This is a genomic window from Lachnoclostridium sp. Marseille-P6806, from assembly GCF_964238185.1.
GTDB lineage: Bacteria > Bacillota > Clostridia > Lachnospirales > Lachnospiraceae > Brotaphodocola.
Genome location: NZ_CAXSLG010000007.1, coordinates 27,885 through 46,042 on the forward strand (window position 1 = coordinate 27,885; position 18,158 = coordinate 46,042).

Below are 18,158 nucleotides of genomic sequence, written 5' to 3' on the forward strand. Positions count from 1 at the left end.
ACATTTTGCATATAAAAGAATGAAAAAAAGTTTAAAAATTAGATATCATTTCATTGACAATTATTTAACGAGCAAGTATAATGCTTATAGTGACATTGTTAAAAAAATATCGACTTTTAAATGAGATATTTTATGTCGGACTTGAATATAGGAAACAGAAAAAACTTTTAGGATATCATTACTTTTATCATTATTTTATGGAGGATAAGTGACAATGGCAGAGAAGCAGACAATTGCAGTTCCCGAAATCATTGACAATGTAGAAGCTCTGGAAGTAAAGATGCAGGCAATGCGTGAGGCTCAGAAGATTTTTGCTACCTTTACTCAGGAGCAGGTCGATAAAATTTTCTACGAGGCAGCATCTGCAGCCAACAAAATGAGAATCCCGCTGGCTAAGATGGCAGTGGCCGAGACCGGCATGGGTGTTGTAGAAGATAAGGTTATTAAAAATAACTATGCAGCAGAGTATATTTACAATGCTTACAAGAACACCAAAACCTGCGGTGTGGTAGAAGAAGATAAGGCGTACGGAATCAAGAAAATTGCAGAGCCTATCGGTCTGGTAGCAGCAGTTATTCCTACTACAAACCCGACCTCCACTGCTATTTTCAAAACTCTGATTTGCCTGAAAACAAGAAATGCAATTATTATTTCCCCACATCCCCGTGCAAAAGAATCTACCATTGCAGCAGCAAAGGTTGTTCTGGATGCAGCTGTTAAGGCTGGCGCACCGGAGGGAATTATCGGATGGATTGACGTACCGTCTCTGGAGCTGACCAACACAGTTATGAAGGATGCAGATATTATTCTGGCAACCGGCGGCCCGGGTATGGTTAAGGCAGCTTATTCTTCCGGAAAACCGGCGCTGGGCGTAGGCGCAGGAAATACCCCGGTTATTCTGGACGACACTGCTGATATTAAGATGGCAGTAAACTCCATTATTCATTCCAAAACCTTTGATAACGGTATGATTTGTGCTTCTGAGCAGTCTGTAACTGTCCTGGCATCTGTTTATGATGAAGTAAAGAAAGAATTCGCATACCGCGGTTGCTACTTCCTGAAGCCGGAAGAGCTGGATAAGGTAAGAAAGACCATTCTGATCAATGGTTCTCTGAATGCAAAGATTGTAGGACAGAGCGCTTATAAGATTGCACAGCTGGCTGGCGTTGAGGTTCCGGTTGATACCAAGATTCTGATCGGTGAGGTTGAGTCTGTAGATATCAGCGAGGAATTTGCTCATGAGAAGCTGTCTCCGGTACTGGCTATGTACAAGGCTGAGACCTTTGACGAGGCAATCGTAAAGGCTGAGCGTCTGGTTGCAGACGGCGGTTACGGACATACTGCTTCCCTGTACGTTAACGTAAATGAGCAGGAAAAGATTATGAAGCACGCAGAAGCAATGAAAACCTGCCGTATCCTGATTAATACTCCTTCTTCTCACGGCGGTATCGGTGATCTGTACAACTTCAAGCTGGCTCCGTCTCTGACGCTGGGCTGCGGCTCCTGGGGCGGCAACTCTGTATCTGAGAACGTAGGCGTGAAGCATCTGCTGAACATTAAGACTGTTGCTGAGAGGAGAGAGAATATGCTGTGGTTCCGCGCACCGGAGAAGGTATACTTTAAGAAGGGCTGTCTGCCGGTAGCCCTGGATGAGCTGGGCACTGTTATGCACAAGAAGAGAGCATTTATTGTAACAGACTCCTTCTTATATATGAATGGCTACACCAAGCCGATTACTGACAAGCTGGACGAGATGGGTATTGTTTACCAGTGCTTCTCTGATGTTCAGCCGGATCCGACCCTGGCAAATGCACAGGCTGGTGCAAAGGCTATGACTGCTTTCCAGCCAGATGTAATTATCGCACTGGGCGGCGGTTCCGCAATGGATGCAGGTAAGATCATGTGGGTAATGTACGAGCATCCGGAAGTAGATTTCCAGGATATGGCAATGCGCTTCATCGATATCCGGAAACGTGTATACACCTTCCCGAAGATGGGTGAGAAGGCTTACTTTGTAGCAGTTCCGACTTCTTCCGGTACAGGTTCTGAGGTAACTCCGTTTGCTGTTATTACAGATCAGGAGACTGGCGTGAAATATCCGCTGGCTGACTATCAGCTTCTGCCGAATATGGCAATCGTAGATACTGACAATATGATGAGCCAGCCTAAGGGACTGACCAGCGCATCTGGCGTAGACGTTCTGACTCATGCTCTGGAGGCTTATGCTTCTGTTATGGCAACTGACTACACAGATGGTCTGGCTCTGAAGGCAATGAAGAACGTATTTGAATACCTGCCCACCGCTTACAGCGACGGCAGCAATGTAGAGGCAAGAAGCAAAATGGCTGACGCTTCCTGCATGGCTGGTATGGCATTTGCAAATGCATTCCTGGGTGTATGTCATTCCATGGCTCACAAGCTGGGCGCATTCCATCACCTGCCTCATGGTATTGCAAACGCACTGTTAATTTCCCTGGTAGTAGAGTTTAACGCTGCTGAGTGCCCGAGAAAGATGGGAACCTTCTCTCAGTATCAGTATCCGCATACCAGAGCAAGATACGCTGAGTGCGCACGTTTTGTAGGTATTCAGGCTGCAAATGACGAAGAAGCTGTTAAGAAGCTGATCGATAAGATCGAAGAGCTGAAGGCTGCTGTAGGCGTAAAGAAAACCATCGCTGAGTACGGCGTAGATGAGAAGTACTTCCTGGATACTCTGGATGCAATGGTAGAGCAGGCATTTGATGACCAGTGCACAGGCGCAAACCCGAGATATCCGCTGATGAGCGAAATCAAGGAAATGTATCTGAGAGCTTACTACGGAAAATAAGAGAAATACAGAAAAATATAATAAAATACAATAAAACAAAATCAGAGACTGAATGCGGAGAAACCGAAGATAGCGGAGACTCCCATCCAGTCTCTTTTTTATGTCATAGGAAAGAGCATCCTATGACATAAAAACGCTCCGCGAGGATCGCCATGCGGCGGCAGAGAATTTTGTTGCAGAAGCAACCCGCCGCAGGCGGAGAAGCTCGCTCGCGAGCTTCTTTTCACAGCTTTAAAACTACATCTACACAAAATTGTCCGTTATCATAAGAAAACTGCGACATACCATTGTATTTTTCAGCCAGTGTTCGGATGGAATACAGGCCGATTCCATGTTCCCTCTGTGTCTGACTGTTTAGCTGGCTTTTGGTAGTCTGGTAAATGCCGGATTCCTTTTTCAGGTTTCCGTCAGAGCTGTTGGAAGAGACGATATACAGACTGTTTTGTTCCAGAATTTCAATAGTCAGAATGAAATATCGCTCTTTTTCCGGAACTGTCCGGCATCCCGCAATGGCATTTTCCAGAATATTTCCCATCAGACTGGACAGATCCAGAGTGGAAATTGTCAGAGGATCAGGAATGGAAATGTGCCATTCTGTACGGATTTCTGCCGACTGCGCCATGGCATAATAGTGATGAAACAAGGCATTGAGTACTGCGTTTTTGCAGAAGGGGCGCAGCTTGTCCAGCGTCAGCACCTGCTGTTCATAGTCTGCTAAATATTTCTTCAGATTTTCCACGTCTCCGCTGTTTGCCAGGACAGAAAGCGCGTGGACAGAATGCTTAAAATCGTGGCGCAGGTGCCGCGTCTGCTCCATATGGTTATAAAGGATGTTGTACTGTTCCGCCTGGATTTCAAGAAAATGCGTCCGTTCCTGCTGGCGAAAGGAGTCGATTAAAAGAGTAACCGTATGATAGAAAAGAACGCAGAGAAACAGGAGAAGCCCCAGGAGCAGCGTGATACAGATCAGGAATATGAAAAAAACGCGGTTGACATGCAGGGTTTCGTAGGAATGAGGAATACACTGGATATTAAACAAAAGAAAGAAGCCGGAAACAGGCAGGGTAATATACCAGATGTGCTCAATGTCCAGACATTCGATCAGGTGGGCAAGTTTTTTGCTGAAAGAAAAAGAAAGAATCAGCGTTAAAAAAAGAGAGGCAAAAAGCTGAAACAAAACAGTATCAAGAAAAACATCCAGATACGTTCCATAGGGATGGAACCAGGCGCTAAAGGCAATAGAATAGAGGTAACAAAAGGACAACAGGGAGCAGTTGAGGATATAAACAGCAAGTGCCTTGGAAAGAGACACGTTCAGCGTTTTCCAGTAAAACAGAAAGAATATAGCAATAACTGGAAACATGACTGCATTGGCACCAATATGAAAAAACGTCAGAATCCATGCGGCAGCAGGAATGAAAAATAGATATACGAGTCCAAAAAGTCCTGCTGTGCGGGCGGGAGAATAGCGCAGCTTGGTTTTCATGGGAAGATAGCACAGGAGAGCAGCAGGAATCAGAACAAGAAATTGAACAAAACTTGCCAGAAAATTCATGGTAGGATCCTCCTTTATAATGTAAGAAGAAATTTTTCGGAAAATGTCTGTTTTGCAGGAATGCGGAGAAAAACTCAGGTGTGCCTGTGATGATGTTCGCTGCGAAGCCAGGAGAAATGGTATTGGCGAAGCGCATTTTCCAGCTTCTGGCTGTCCCGGACGCGAACAGGAAAGCTTGTGCCGTCAGTCAGAATGCAGGCTTTCTTTGTAAGGGCATGTATATAATCTGCATTGACAAGAATTCCCCGGTTAACTGACAGAAAACGCGGATCATGACCGGTAAGCCGAAGAAAATTTTCAGCAGTCATACGGCTGCGCAGATGTTTTCCGTCCTTTGTGCAAATATCCAGATAATGGGCATCATTTACCACAGACACAATATCAGACAGCAGAAGAGGAATCGTCTGCCGGCCGCTGACAATGTTGATACAGGGCGTCTGCTTTGGAAAATGTTTCTGGGCATCATCCAGGACCTGAAAGAGCCGTCTCTCAGAAAAAGGCTTGGTAATATAATCAAAGGCATGAAAAGAAAAGGCATCAGGCATAAAATCACTGGAGAAAGTGAGGAAAACCAGAAGACAGGCGTGATCGATTTCCCGCAGCTTTCTGGCCGTGTCAATGCCATTAATCCCTTTCATAAAAATATCCATAAAAACAATCTGATAAACGCCAGGCTGAAATGTGTTCAGAAACTCAGCTCCTCCCAAAAAGCAGGTAAGCTCTGTCGGTTCGCCGGTTCTGGTTTCAAAATCCTGGCAGAGAATTTTCATTTGTTCTATGCAACTCTGCTCATCATCTACGATGGCAATTTTCATGAGAATCACGTCCTTTTCTGTTTTATTTTATCATAAAAATATGGGGGAGTTCCAGTATTCTCTTTGTCTTTTCGAGGCCAGAAAATGTATGTTCGTGCCAAACGGATTGTTTTTTATAGGAAAAACCAATATAATAACTTCAGGGAAGGAATGATTGATTATATTAAAAAAAAGATAAAAAAGCAATAAAATGTACATAAAAAGTGCAGAATTTATGGCATTTCTGCGCATTTTATGTTATTCTATTTTTGTGACTGAATGCGAATGGAGAATTACACATTTCATTGGCGTTTTTTTGACAATCAATAGAGAATTCCTGCTGGTGTACTATATTTTTTCGGGGGGGGATAAAATGGAATTCCAAAAACAGACAGTGTTGGAGGTCTGTATGCTTGGAGGTTTTTCTGTTACCTATCAGGGAAAAGAGATTCTGATAGGAAGGAAAAATACCTTAAAATTTATCCAGCTTCTGCAGTTGATTTGGCTCAGGGGAGAAAGAAGAATTTCTAAAAAAGAGCTGATTGACGCGTTGTATGACCGAAGAGAAGTGGCGGACGCCAATAACAGCATCAACAATCTCCTCCATCAGGTAAAAAAACAGCTTCCGGCAGCGGGACTGCCAGACTGCAATTATATTATTCGTATAGAGGGAGATTATATGGCGGGAACAGAGATTCCAGTAAGAACCGATGTTCAGAGTTTTGTGGAGCTGGCGGAAGCCGGGGACAGAGAATTGAATGAAGAGAAAAGCGCCTGTTATTATAAGCAGGCGTTGGCTCTGTATAAGGGAGAACTGCTTCCTGATATTTCCACGGAGATATGGGTTATTGAGGAGAATCTGCAGCTGAAGATGATTTTTGATACCTGTGTTCAGAGACTGGCAGATTATTTCAAACGAAACGGAAAGGATGCAGAACTGGAAGCATTGTACGAAAAGGCTGTCAGGCTGTTTCCTTATGAAAATTGGCAGCTGGATCAGATTGATGCTCTTTTAGCAAAAGGAGAAAATGAGAGAGCTCTGGAGATTTATCATCAGATGGTTCAGCTGTATTCAGATGAAATGGGACTGGATCCTACACCGGAGATGCTGGAATGTTATGAGAAGATCAGCCAGAGTTCCCATGCGCTGCCGGGAGATATGGAATTTATTAAACGGGAATTGAGTGAAAAGAAGGAGGAACGCAGGCGGGGAGCATATTTCTGCGATTACCGGACCTTCACTGAGATCTGCCATGTTTCAAGAAGAAATATGGAACGTCTGGGAAAATCCATTTACCTGATGCTTTGTACTCTGAGCGATTATGAGGGGAAGCCGATCCAGAATCAGGAAAAGCTGAAGCTTCGCTCAGCGGATCTGGAGCAGGTGATTTGCGGATGTTTGAGAGAAGGAGATACCTTTACCAGATATAACCAGTCTCAGTATCTGATTATGCTGGTTGGAACCAATAAAGAGAATTGTGAGATTGTATACCAGAGAATCAAAAACCGGCTGAGGGAGAAGATTCAAACCAAGGCTTCCATCAGCTATACAGTGGCGTCGCTGGCAGATTTAAAAGATATTTAAAAAGAAATATAAGACAGATGAAGAGCAGGTAAGTGCAAAAAAGCGCTTATCTGTTTTTTTATACATTTTTTAAAAATTTAATATTTTTTAAGAGTTTCTTTAATAATCTGTCTGGTAAAGTGTCATATATAAGAGGTGAGAAAAATGGGGACAGTCGTTTACAATCTGTATGCACCCAATCTGATTTGTATTGGAATCGATGGGGGAAATAATGGAGAATATACTGGACGGATTTGGCATCAATATTCAGATGAGCCGCTGTCCTTTCAAGGAACCATGGAGATGGTACGGTCGATAGAAAATCTGTTTAATCAGTGGAATTTTCCACAGAGTTCTACAGACAGCCGTTCCTTTTCAACAAAGAAACCCGTTGCCGGAGAAGTACAGGGGAAAGGGGTCGAACTTCAAATGGATGCATCACGTTTACACAATAAAAATGGAGGAAAGGGAACCTTTGTCGTACATGTCAGGTACCGGCAGAATGCAACCTGGCAGGGAGACGTCATCTGGGCAGAAAAAAATGAACGCCAGAGCTTTCGCAGTGCGCTGGAGCTTCTGAAGCTGATCGACAGTGCGTTGGACAGTAAGGAAGGGGAGGAATTGGAAAATGATTAAAACAGAAAGACTGAAAGATACAAAAATAAAGAAGAGGGAGGGATAACAGACAATGGGAGAAAATTCCAGGATGCAGAATCACATAAACGAAATAAAAAGAAAAACTCAGCATTTTTGGAGTCATAAGGGAAAACGGTTCTGTGCGGCAATGCTTTGTGCCAGTATGGTTATGGGAAATGCAGGCAGTATTGCAAATGCATCCAATGTGATTGTTTCCGGAGAAAGCGGTCTGGCAACTCCCAGCAACACAGTCAATGCAGCAACGCCGTCCAACGGAAGTGAGCTTCATCGTTTCCAGACGACGGGAGAAGAACTGTATGAGGCTCTGCAGAATGCGATTGCCGGAGACGCGCGGGCAGATGTGGAATTCACAGGCGGGAACAGAGAAGAATATGAAGACTTTTTCCTGGAGCCGGGAGATTATTATGAATTAAAGCTGGAAAATGGGAAAAAGGGAAATCAGGCAGAGCTGAGAGTTTTTGCCAGAATCGAAGAAAGCGAACTGGTTGGAAGCGAACAGGATGATTATGTAGTAGACGGCTCAGAAGAGCTGATGCTGCTGGTTACGAATCATTCAGATGGGGATCAGAAAGCCATCGTTGCAGTTGACGAAAAGCATACTCCAGAATTCGTGATACCGGTAAATGTAAAGTCGGATGCAGAGCTGATAACATCACCATCTCCTGTGATTGATACAACAAAAACAGGCGAGGCAGCTGAAACAGCAACACCTTCTAATGGAATGACAGCAACGCCCTCTGACAGTGAAGAACCGGAAACAGAGGCTCCAGAGGAAAAACCGGCAGACGAGCTGGAAGGCGAGCTTTATGAGCTGACCAGTGTGAAGGAGGGAACGGCAGTCGGTTTCCTTACGACAGCCGGAGAACTGGGACTGGATGATATGGCTCTGATTGCTACAGATTCCAACGCTCTGACCCGTTACAGTATGCCGGTAGACGGCGCGGAAAATATTCTGGTAGATGTGACAGCCAAGAGAGGAACCCTTCCTGAGGGCGCTGAGCTGAGAGCCAGATATCTGACAGAAGATGGAAATGAATATCAGGACGCAAAGAATGCCCTGGACGAAGCCAATGAGGAATACGGTGGAATGATGGCTTTGGACATTGGCTTCTGGCTGAATGACGAAGAGATAGAACCGGAACCTGGAAGCGAGGTTCAGGTCAAGATCAGAATGGATGCAAATCTTCTTCCGGATGATGTAGATGTGGGAACGTTAAAGGTTCAGCATCACGCAGAAACGGATCAGGGCATCCGGATAGAGACTGTGGCAAAGGCAGTGACTGTAGAAGAAGCAGCAGCTTTGGAGACTGAGGATGCCGCGACAGAGATTCCGGCAGCAGAGCCTATGACCATGTCTCTTATGAGCCTGAGCGCAGATGCAGTTCCACTTGACGAAGAAATCCTTGATGATGCGATCATCGAAGAGGCGGATTCGGAAAGCCCGGTCGAGACGATTATGGATACGGTTGACACAGAGCCGGGAACACTGAAGGTCATTGAGACAGACGGCGAGGCAGCTGTGGTTGAGACGGCGTTTGTGGTGGACGGGTTCTCGTATTTTACCATAACCTATAGAATAAACAGCAAAAAAGTACATCTGGTTGATACCAATGGCCAGCCGGTAAAGGGTGCCTCCAGTGTCAATTTAGGAAAACATGAAGTAGACTACCAGACCTGGACAAGCATAGAAACCATAGCCGGTGAGTTTGTAAAGGAGATAGATGGATATCGTTTCCAGAGCGCTCATGTAGGAAGCTGGCAGGGAGCGGAACTTAAATGGATTTGCTATTACAGTTCACGTAGGGGGTGGAGATACAGCAACGAAAGCAGGAAGCCAGATGATGATGAGAGAGAAAAAAGTCTTGAGAAAGATATCTATATTGTATATGAAAAAGTAGATACAACACCAGCAAAGACAGTTGAAACCGTAGACATTACGGGAAAGATGCAGGTAAACCTGTTTAACTACAATGCAAGAGATGTTAATTTCAGAGATGGAGTATTTCATTTCGTTGATACTGGCTATGGAAACACAGAAGACTATAAATGGAATCACTATATTTACGGTGTTATCCAGAACGTAGTTGAGGATCAGCTTTCTAATGGTTATCCTAAATTAACCTCAAAAAACGCAGCAAACCGAAGTTTGAGCTATCTGTTTAATCCATATAACAACAAGGCTGTGGAGTCTTATGCAGATACAGGAAGCATCTTTTTGCAGTCTGAATATGATGACAGCGGATATTATTACTATAATGCTGCTGAGAATTTTGCAAAATATAACAGGGATACCGACGATTTTACCGTATATAATAAGCCGACAGAGTCTAAGGCAAAATTTCTGCCGTTTAATGATATGAATGCTGACGGAGAGATAACAAAGGGTGAAGACTACCTGTTCGGAATGACAGTAGAAGCAAAATTTATTCAGCCCAAGAAAGGTCAGGCTGTCTGGACAAAACCAGATGGAACCATCACACAGGATGACATGGTCTTTGAATTTGACGGTGATGATGACGTATGGGTATTCATTGATGATGTTCTTGTTCTGGACTTAGGTGCGTTGCACGCTTCAGCAGCAGGTCATATTAACTTTGCAACAGGCGAGGTTCAGGTTGATAACAACGGAAAAGGAGACAGATGGGAGGCAGAGGATCTGTATTCTATTATGAAAGCCGCTGGAAAATCAAGCCAGTGGCTGAATGAGAATTTCCAGATTCAAAACGGCAAGCGGATATTTAAGGATTATACGGATCATACCTTTAAGTTTTTCTATCTGGAACGCGGACGCGGAGATTCAAACTGTAAGATTAAATTTAATCTTCAGACCATTCCTACCGGAACAATTAACTTTAAGAAAAACCTGGAGTATGCCAATGTCCAATATGCGGAGGATCTGGACTTTACGTTTAAAACATTTATTGATTATGACGGAGAGGACGGAAATTACGAAGTATATCGAGGTCATTACTATATTTACGATATTACCAAACCGAATGTGCCGATTTCAGAAGGAATTGCGGAGGATGGAATTATTCACTTGAAGCATAATCAATCAGCACAGCTGGACGATGAAGCAATTCTTGATACCAGCAGATTTTACGTTCAGGAAATCGGAGCGACCAGCGACAAATACGAGGTTTCCATTGACGGAGTGAGAGTTGATGTCGTAGATGAGAACGGAAACATTATCCCTAGCGGAAGTACTTCCGGAGAAGGATTTGCTGCCCAGACAGACGATATGCTGGTAAGCGAGAATCCGTATATCGAATTCAACAACAAGGTAGTAACAGAAAATCAGTTCAATCTGAAAATTGAAAAGAAAATGGCAGATGGACAGCTCTCTGATGACAGCTATACAATTCATGTGAAGCTGGGAGGTGTTCCGTACAGCGGCAAATACATCTGGTATCAGAATGATACGGAAATCTATGAAACAGTAAAGAGCGCCGAAAACGGAAACATTGTCCTGAAAGCAGGAGAACATGCAGTAATTAAAGGACTGGTAGGAGGAACCAAAATAGAAATTACGGAGAATCCTCCGGGCGCTGATTATTTTGCGCCGGTCTATACGCTGGACGAGAGTTCTCCGGCGGAACAGGTGGAGAGCGACACAGATTCAATTTGCGTAATTGCAAAAGAAGGAAAAGAACTGGGGACTTCTCCTGTTGTAAGCATTAGAGTAACCAATAAAAAGAATGTTAGAGATTTGACTGTTAAGAAGGTTGTAGACGGACAGCTGGGAGATCGGGATAAGGCTTTTGAATTTGTAATAAAGAATGCAAATCAAAATCCAAGCGGAGGTTGGCATTACGAAAAATCCGATGGAACAACAGGAATCATACCGGCTGATGGAAAATTTACCTTAAAGCACAATGAAGACATTATGATAACCGGTCTTCCTACAGATCAAAGTATTCTCATAGAGGAGACTGATTACAGTGCAGAATGGTACAGAACCTTTTACAGTACAGATGAAAATGGAAATTTCCAGGAATCCAGAAGTTATACATATGAAACAGGCTCACAGAGTAAAAAAGTTATTTTTAAGAATAACAAACCTCTGATAGTGCCGACCGGAATCTTCACGGACAACCTGCCCTATCTGATGATGCTTGCTATGGCAGCCATCGGTCTGACAGGATTTGGCCGAAGCAGAAAGCGGGTGAAGAAATCCCGGGACGATGACTAAAAAGGAGAGTTCTGCTTATGAGTGCAAAGAACATGGATGACATCGCGGAACTTTTCAAGGGAATGAAATTCCGAAAGAAGCTGCTTGGCGGTGTAAGCGAGATGGATGTGTGGAAGAAGCTGGAACAGCTTCAGAAAGAATACCGTTCTGTATATGAAATTCAGCAGGAGCGATATGAAGCTCGTTTGCAGGAAAGGGATGAGGAGATTGCTTCTTTGAAAAAGAAGCTCTCCGAGGGCCCTGCCCATGAGTAAACGAAAGAAGGAAAAGGCAAAGGAGCCGTTGACCCCGGAACGGGTAATACGGGCCAGAATCCACAGGCTGGCAGATTGGAGCGAGATTGTTTCGTTCTTTATCAAGCTGACATGGATGACTGTTTTCATGGTTTTGCTGTTTGGAGTATTCTTCGGAATTACTCCCATGAAAAACAATGATATGTCGCCGAGAATCAGCTCCGGAGATTTGCTTTTGTATTACCGGCTGGAAAACAAATTCCATTCTCAGGATGTGGTTGTGTTTGAGAAGGATGGAAAGCAGTATGTGGGCCGGATTGTCGCCGGAGGCGGCGACAGTGTGGAGGTAACAGATGATTCCACACTGAAGATTAACAACAGCACCATGTTTGAATCGGATATCTTTTATCCCACTCCTAAATATGGAGATGAGGTTGCCTATCCGGTGGCGCTGGAGGAAAATCAGTATTTTATTCTCTGTGATTACCGAAACGGCGCAAAGGACAGCCGCTATTTCGGAGCAGTCAGTCAGAGTGAAATCAAAGGAAAGGTTCTGGCAGTGCTTCGGCGCTCCAGCCTGTAAAAGCAGTTTAGATTTTATTTTAAAAATATTGCCCCATAAGGCGGCAGTAAATAAACATGTACAAAAAAGGAAAGTGAGGATATAATTATGAAGAGAAGAATGAATAAGAGAATGGCAACAGCAGCTCTGGCAGGCGCAATGGTGTTATCTATGAATGGAATGAGCGCTTTTGCCGCAGTAACAGAGTTTAATTTGACCAAGGAAGTTACCACAGATGGAAACACCCATGCGCCGAATACTGCTTTCAGCTTTACAATAGAAGAAGGCGATGCAAGTACTTTTGAAGGCGCAGTGGTTTCTGCCGGTGTTAAAGATGGCTTGACTTTAGATACAGCGAATAATTTCAGCTTTGCTCCTGGCGATGAGGTGTCAGCTTCTTACACCAAAACAGGAAAAATCAAGGTAGACGCAACCAAATTTACAGAGCCTGGAGTTTATCATTATCTTGTAACAGAAACAAAGGGCACCTATAATGGAGTCACCTATGACGTAACTCCGAGACACGTTTATGTATATGTAGTTAATGGAACAGATGGTTATGAGGTAGAGGCAGTTAAGGTAGTAAAAGACGGAGAGAAGGATAAGGCTGATGATCTGAAGATTGTCAATATTTACGGCGATAGTACACCGGATGATGATATCCATGATTTCATCATAAAGAAAACGGTAACTGGTAACCAGGGCAATAAAAACAAGGAGTTCTCCTTCACAGTTACGATTGACGGTGATGATACAGATAAAGCAGGCAAGGAGAAGTATAAGGCTGTAAAGACACCAAAGACTGGCGATCCGGAAATTATGCATATTACAGATGAAGAGGCTGCAACCTTTACTCTGATGGACGGCGAGACCCTGCATATTTACGGTCTGTCTGAAAATGATGAATATACGGTAACAGAGGCTGATTATTCAACAGAGGGATATACCACTTCCGTAAAAGACGAGAATGCAAAGGGCAAGCTGACATCAGATGATGTGGTTGTAGAATTCATCAATGACAAGAATGTAGGTCCCGCAACCGGCGTTGCAATGACATTTGCTCCCTACGTTCTCTTAGTAGCAGCAGCAGGCGGTCTGGGCGCAGTGGTTCTGGGCAAGAAGAAACGCGAGGATGATGAGATTTAATCAAAACGAATGACAGGATTTTAAGAAACCATAAATTTTAAAATCTAAAAGACGCTGCTCTGGCAGCGTCGTCTCCCCACCGGATATTCTGAGGGGGGAGACGACGTGGGAGCAGTGAAAATAAGGCATAATTGTGACTGTTCAGCAGGTCTGCGCACTTGCTGCGCCGACTGTGAGAAAGCATGGGATTTTTGCTCGTGACTGCGAAGGTACTGAACAGTTGCGCAGAATTCTGGATTAACAGGAGGACTGGAGTGGAAACAGCTGTTAAGCTTGCTCGAATTGGAAATTTTATATTAAGCCTGATGGCCGTATGCATGATGATTCTGATGCTGGCTTACGGCGGTTATTCTCTCTGGGATAATTACATGATTAACAGCGGAGCATTCCTGACCAGTGACTTGCTGAAATACAAGCCGCCGGAAAACAGTGATGCCGAGGATAATCTTTCCCTGGAGGAGCTGATGGCGCTGAATCCGGAAACCCGGGGCTGGCTTACCATTGACGGAACCCACATTGATTATCCTGTGGTTCAGGGCGAGGACGATATGAAATATGTAAATACGGACATTTACGGGGAGTTTTCTTTGTCTGGCGCTATTTTCCTGTCCTGTATAAACAGCCCGGATTTTTCAGATCATTATAATCTGATGTACGGACACCATATGGATAATGGGGGAATGTTCGGGGATGTAATGGAATTTGTTGAAACAGATCATTTTCAGTCTCATGAGACAGGTACACTCTATCTTCCTCACAAGACCTATGGGATTACCTTGTTTGCCTGTATTCAGGCGGATGCCTATGACAGGATTATTTATACTCCTGGAAAGGAATGCGATATGCAGGTGCTGCTGGATTATCTGAAAGCGGAATCAGAGCAGTATCGGGATATCGGTGTAACGGCGGAGGACAGGATTGTTGGAATGTCTACCTGTGTGGATGCAACAACCAATGGCCGCATGATTCTTTTTGGCCGTCTGGAGGAGAAATAAGCACGAAGGAGGTGCAATGAAATAGATATGTGTCAGAAATTAAGAAACCTGGTTTTTCATACACTTGTTCCGGCAGTGCTTGCGGCGTTGCTGCTTCCAATTATGGCGTTTGCACAGGTGAGCTCCTGCAGTGTTTCCATACCGGTAGAGATCAAGGTTACCGGCAGCAGGATCCCGGCAGATGCTCCTTACAGACTTGTGCTCAAGGCAGTTACGCCGGAAGCGCCGATGCCCCAGTCTGAAGAACTGATTGTGGTAAATGGAGGAAGGTCGGAGTTTGGACCGATGGTTTATACACAGACCGGCGATTACCAGTATCAGATTTACCAGAACTCGGATCCGAGAGATCGTTTTACCTATGACAAACGAGTTTATAAGGTAACGGTTCGTGTTACGAATGGGGAAAATGGCGAACTGGAGACGCAAGTTTGGGCGTCAGACGAGGCTGCGGGGGATGAGAAAACAGAGAGTATTGTGTTTACCAATAGTTACAGACGTCCCGGCGGTGGTGGCGGTGGCGGAGATTCGGATCCGGATCCAGACCCAAGTCCCAACCCAAATCCCAATCCGGGGCCTGGAGGACCTGGTACAGAACCGTCCGGAGGAGACGGACTGACGGAAATCAGCGACAATGAAACTCCTTTGGGAGGCTTAACTCAGATTTTTGAGGAGGAAGTTCCTTTAGGTGGACTTCCGAAAACTGGCGATACGACAATGCTTTCTTTCTGGATTCTGCTGGCTGTGCTGTCCGGATGCGGACTGGCTGCTCTTGCCTTTATCCGAAAGAGGATGGATTGACAGATCTTATTCAAATGGAATAATGGATGATATGTGAGGCGGCGGGTACAGCCGCCTCGCTTTTTCCAGTATGACGGATATTTTGTCAGTCTGTGGTGAGGGTTCACAAGGGACAGGGCTGCCGGTGAACCCTATGGCAATTACTCAGGACTTCGTCGTGAGGGGGACGAGAAGAAGGGAAATCACAGAGGACAAAAAGAGACATGATATCAATGTGAGAGGGGAGAGATAATCTCCCCTGCTCGATTTTTAGGGAAGTGATTCCTGGGATAAAAGAGCTGTGATAAAAGAATGGTTATAAAAGGGGAAGTTTTTGCGGAAAAACGGAAAGGAGAAGCTTTTGAAGAGAGAGGGAATGGATACGGAAAAAAGTCTGAAGAAAACGATATGGCGTTTTATGGTGATTTTGTGTCTGATTGTGTTTGCTGTTTCTGTTTTTGGAATTGTGGGGACACTTTTGAAGGCCAATCGTGAGAAAAGTACCTTTGATGATTTGATTGAAATGGCAGAGGCGGATGTGGGTGTAGAACAGGGAAATATTGACAGTGATGCTGCGGCAGAAATGGAAACAACGGAAGCTTCCGAGGCGGGACAGACAAATTCTGATCATACCGGGGGAGTGATGGAGGAAAAGCCGAAGCGGAATTATGGACTTTTAAAAGAGAAGAATCCAGATTTTGCCGGGTGGCTCCGGATTCCTGATACAAAGATTGATTATCCTGTTATGCATACTCCTGATGATATGCAGTATTATATTCGCCGGGATTTCTATGGAGAAAGCTCTGTAAGCGGCACACCCTTTATCGGAGATTTCTGCAGTACAGACAGCGGCAGTATGATTATTTATGCCCATAATATGAAGAATGGTACGATGTTTGGTGAATTGGATGAGTATGAATCTGAAGATTATCGGAATAAGCATTCAGTTTTGGAGTTTTATACGCCGGATGAGAGCCGCCAGTATGAAATTTTTGCCGCATTCCGGACCGAGCTGGTGTATGAAAATCAGGAGGGTTTTCGCTATTATGAGTACGTGGGGGATATGACAGAAGAACGGTTTGACGAGTTTATGAATCAGCTTCGTCAGCACTCTTTTTATAATACCGAAAGCTGGCCGGAATATGGGGATCAGCTGATTATTCTGTCTACCTGCAGCTATTATACAGAAAATGGCCGGTTTGTTGTTGTGGCGCGGCGAGTGGAGTAGCGAATAGAACAGCAAGTGTATAACTGTGCGCGCGCGGATTTTGAAATGGAGGAGGAAATGAAATAGTGTAGACTGTGGAGTGCTGTGAAGCAGAGTTTTGTTTCATTGTTCCTGGTGAAGATAGTTAAGAGAGGGAAGTATCAAAAGGCTGGATGATACTTTTCTCTCTTTTTTATTTTGTACCTGAGAATGAAAATGATATATTGTCTGGTTTTGGGCTATTCCGGGGTGGGATTGTGCATTTTTGGAGGAAAAAAGGGATTTCTGCACAAAGAGAGGCTGGGATTGTGCATTTTCGGAGGGAAAAAGTGATTTCTGCACAAAGAGAGGCTGGGATTGTGCATTTTTGGAGGAAAAAAAGGATTTCTGCACAAAGTGGAGTTAGGATTGTGCATTTTTGAAGGAAAAGCGGGAAATTTGCAAAATGAGGGGCTGGGATTGTGCATTTCAAGAAGGAAAAAAGGATTTCTGCAAAATCAATATCAATAAAAAAGATGCATCGGAATGGGAGATTGGAACAGAGACGGAGCAGATATCATGTTTTGTGAAGTTTTATTTGACAGAATTACTTTAGTATGCTACTATGGTAGAGCGATGCGGTGGCAGGGGAGTGAAATGCCGCCGAAGTGGTAAAGGAGGAGCATATTATGAAAAAAAGATTTGTGAGTGCATGTATGGTTGGTTTGTTGGCAGTATCGCTGGCAGGATGCGGCGGCGCAGGGAATTCTGCTGCTGAAGCAGCAAAAACAACTGCAGAGGAGCCTAAAACCGAGGCAGCGACCACTGCCGCAGAATCTTCAGAAACATCCTCAGAAGCGGCATCAGAGGCTTCTGAGAGCAGTGCGGAAGCTGATGGGGCAGAAGAGGGTACCTTTACCGTTGGATTTGACCAGGATTTCCCGCCGATGGGATTTGTTGGTGATGACGGCGAGTATACAGGCTTTGATCTGGAGCTGGCACAGGAGGTTGCTTCTCGCCTGGGATTGAAATATGTTCCTCAGCCCATTGCCTGGGATGCAAAGGATATGGAACTGGAAGCAGGTACGATTGACTGTATCTGGAATGGATTTACGATGAACGGACGTGAGGATGCTTATACCTGGAGCGATCCTTACATGGACAACAGCCAGGTGTTTGTAGTGACAGCAGATTCTGGTATTTCAACTCTGGCAGATTTGGCAGGAAAGGTTGTGGAGGTTCAGACAGATTCTTCTGCAGAGGCGGCCTTGAAGGACAATCAGGAGCTGAGCAGCAGCTTTGGAACCTTGCAGACGGTTGCAGATTATAATACTGCATTTATGGATCTGGAGATGGGCGCTGTAGATGCGATTGCCATGGATGTAATTGTAGCTGGTTATCAGATTGAGCAGAGAGAAGACGGAGATAACTATGTGATTCTGGAAGAGACTCTGGCAGCAGAGGAGTACGGCATTGGCTTTAAGAAGGGCAATGAAGAGCTTCGAGACAAGGTACAGACTACTCTGGAGGAGATGGCCGCAGATGGTACCATGGCAGAGATTTCTAATAAATGGTTTGGCCGTGATGTGACTGTAATCGGAAAGTAAGGCTATTAAGGCTGAAAGGATTTAAGGGAGAACGCGATTAAGGAAGAAAAGATTGCTGAAGCG

Annotated in this window: 13 protein-coding genes; 11 read left to right on the forward strand and 2 right to left on the reverse strand. The window is 44.6% G+C overall.

The genetic code is table 11. The features are described from left to right. Positions 1 to 214 precede the first annotated feature (214 nt). Positions 215 to 2,827 carry a bifunctional acetaldehyde-CoA/alcohol dehydrogenase gene (adhE, locus tag ACESON_RS10065; protein ID WP_177276417.1) on the forward strand — a complete coding sequence of 871 codons (2,613 nt, stop codon included), beginning with the start codon at positions 215 to 217 and terminating at the stop codon, positions 2,825 to 2,827. 223 nt (positions 2,828 to 3,050) lie between these two features. Here adhE and ACESON_RS10070 read toward each other — a convergent pair whose 3' ends face one another. Then, complete coding sequence (locus ACESON_RS10070) at positions 3,051 to 4,382, reverse strand: ATP-binding protein (protein WP_373109639.1); 1,332 nt, start codon at positions 4,380 to 4,382, stop codon at positions 3,051 to 3,053. A gap of 74 nt (positions 4,383 to 4,456) precedes the next feature. Next, positions 4,457 to 5,197, reverse strand: coding sequence for a response regulator (locus ACESON_RS10075; protein WP_177958958.1), 741 nt, complete (start codon positions 5,195 to 5,197; stop codon positions 4,457 to 4,459). Between the two features lie 352 nt (positions 5,198 to 5,549). On the opposite strand from ACESON_RS10075, the gene ACESON_RS10080 reads away from it, so the two are divergent. From ACESON_RS10080 to ACESON_RS10125, 10 genes are all read left to right on the forward strand, one after another. Next, entirely contained in the window at positions 5,550 to 6,761 is a 1,212-nt protein-coding gene (locus tag ACESON_RS10080; protein WP_373109640.1) for a BTAD domain-containing putative transcriptional regulator, read from the forward strand. 144 nt (positions 6,762 to 6,905) lie between these two features. Then, positions 6,906 to 7,376, forward strand: coding sequence for a hypothetical protein (locus ACESON_RS10085; protein WP_373109641.1), 471 nt, complete (start codon positions 6,906 to 6,908; stop codon positions 7,374 to 7,376). A 70-nt stretch (positions 7,377 to 7,446) separates the two neighbouring features. Continuing rightward, complete coding sequence (locus ACESON_RS10090) at positions 7,447 to 11,589, forward strand: hypothetical protein (RefSeq protein WP_373109643.1); 4,143 nt, start codon at positions 7,447 to 7,449, stop codon at positions 11,587 to 11,589. Between the two features lie 17 nt (positions 11,590 to 11,606). Next, the gene (locus ACESON_RS10095) at positions 11,607 to 11,843 is read left to right on the forward strand and encodes a hypothetical protein (RefSeq protein ID WP_177958961.1); all 237 of its coding nucleotides are present in this window, start codon (positions 11,607 to 11,609) and stop codon (positions 11,841 to 11,843) included. Continuing rightward, entirely contained in the window at positions 11,836 to 12,405 is a 570-nt protein-coding gene (gene lepB, locus ACESON_RS10100; RefSeq protein WP_373109645.1) for a signal peptidase I, read from the forward strand. Before ACESON_RS10095 ends, lepB begins: the two co-directional genes overlap by 8 nt. Before the next feature lie 87 nt (positions 12,406 to 12,492). After that, on the forward strand, positions 12,493 to 13,530 hold the full coding sequence (locus tag ACESON_RS10105; RefSeq protein ID WP_373109647.1) for a Spy0128 family protein: 1,038 nt from the start codon (positions 12,493 to 12,495) through the stop codon (positions 13,528 to 13,530). Between the two features lie 254 nt (positions 13,531 to 13,784). After that, positions 13,785 to 14,525, forward strand: a complete 741-nt coding sequence (srtB, locus tag ACESON_RS10110) for a class B sortase (protein ID WP_373109649.1) — start codon at positions 13,785 to 13,787, stop codon at positions 14,523 to 14,525. A 27-nt stretch (positions 14,526 to 14,552) separates the two neighbouring features. Next, positions 14,553 to 15,323: a Spy0128 family protein gene (locus ACESON_RS10115; RefSeq protein WP_373109651.1), complete on the forward strand. Its 771-nt coding sequence runs from the start codon at positions 14,553 to 14,555 to the stop codon at positions 15,321 to 15,323. A gap of 313 nt (positions 15,324 to 15,636) precedes the next feature. Further along, the gene (locus ACESON_RS10120) at positions 15,637 to 16,530 is read left to right on the forward strand and encodes a class B sortase (RefSeq protein ID WP_373109653.1); all 894 of its coding nucleotides are present in this window, start codon (positions 15,637 to 15,639) and stop codon (positions 16,528 to 16,530) included. A 647-nt stretch (positions 16,531 to 17,177) separates the two neighbouring features. After that, positions 17,178 to 18,095: an amino acid ABC transporter substrate-binding protein gene (locus ACESON_RS10125; protein ID WP_373109654.1), complete on the forward strand. Its 918-nt coding sequence runs from the start codon at positions 17,178 to 17,180 to the stop codon at positions 18,093 to 18,095. Positions 18,096 to 18,158: the final 63 nt, after the last annotated feature.

Coding starts and splice junctions, on each gene's coding strand:
- ACESON_RS10080 (WP_373109640.1), top strand. CDS start 5,550: ATGGAATTCCAAAAACAGACAGTGTTGGAGGTCTGTATGCTTGGAGGT.
- ACESON_RS10125 (WP_373109654.1), top strand. CDS start 17,178: ATGAAAAAAAGATTTGTGAGTGCATGTATGGTTGGTTTGTTGGCAGTA.
- lepB (WP_373109645.1), top strand. CDS start 11,836: ATGAGTAAACGAAAGAAGGAAAAGGCAAAGGAGCCGTTGACCCCGGAA.
- ACESON_RS10075 (WP_177958958.1), bottom strand. CDS start 5,197: ATGAAAATTGCCATCGTAGATGATGAGCAGAGTTGCATAGAACAAATG.
- ACESON_RS10105 (WP_373109647.1), top strand. CDS start 12,493: ATGAAGAGAAGAATGAATAAGAGAATGGCAACAGCAGCTCTGGCAGGC.
- ACESON_RS10070 (WP_373109639.1), bottom strand. CDS start 4,382: ATGAATTTTCTGGCAAGTTTTGTTCAATTTCTTGTTCTGATTCCTGCT.
- ACESON_RS10115 (WP_373109651.1), top strand. CDS start 14,553: ATGTGTCAGAAATTAAGAAACCTGGTTTTTCATACACTTGTTCCGGCA.
- adhE (WP_177276417.1), top strand. CDS start 215: ATGGCAGAGAAGCAGACAATTGCAGTTCCCGAAATCATTGACAATGTA.
- ACESON_RS10090 (WP_373109643.1), top strand. CDS start 7,447: ATGCAGAATCACATAAACGAAATAAAAAGAAAAACTCAGCATTTTTGG.
- ACESON_RS10085 (WP_373109641.1), top strand. CDS start 6,906: ATGGGGACAGTCGTTTACAATCTGTATGCACCCAATCTGATTTGTATT.
- ACESON_RS10095 (WP_177958961.1), top strand. CDS start 11,607: ATGAGTGCAAAGAACATGGATGACATCGCGGAACTTTTCAAGGGAATG.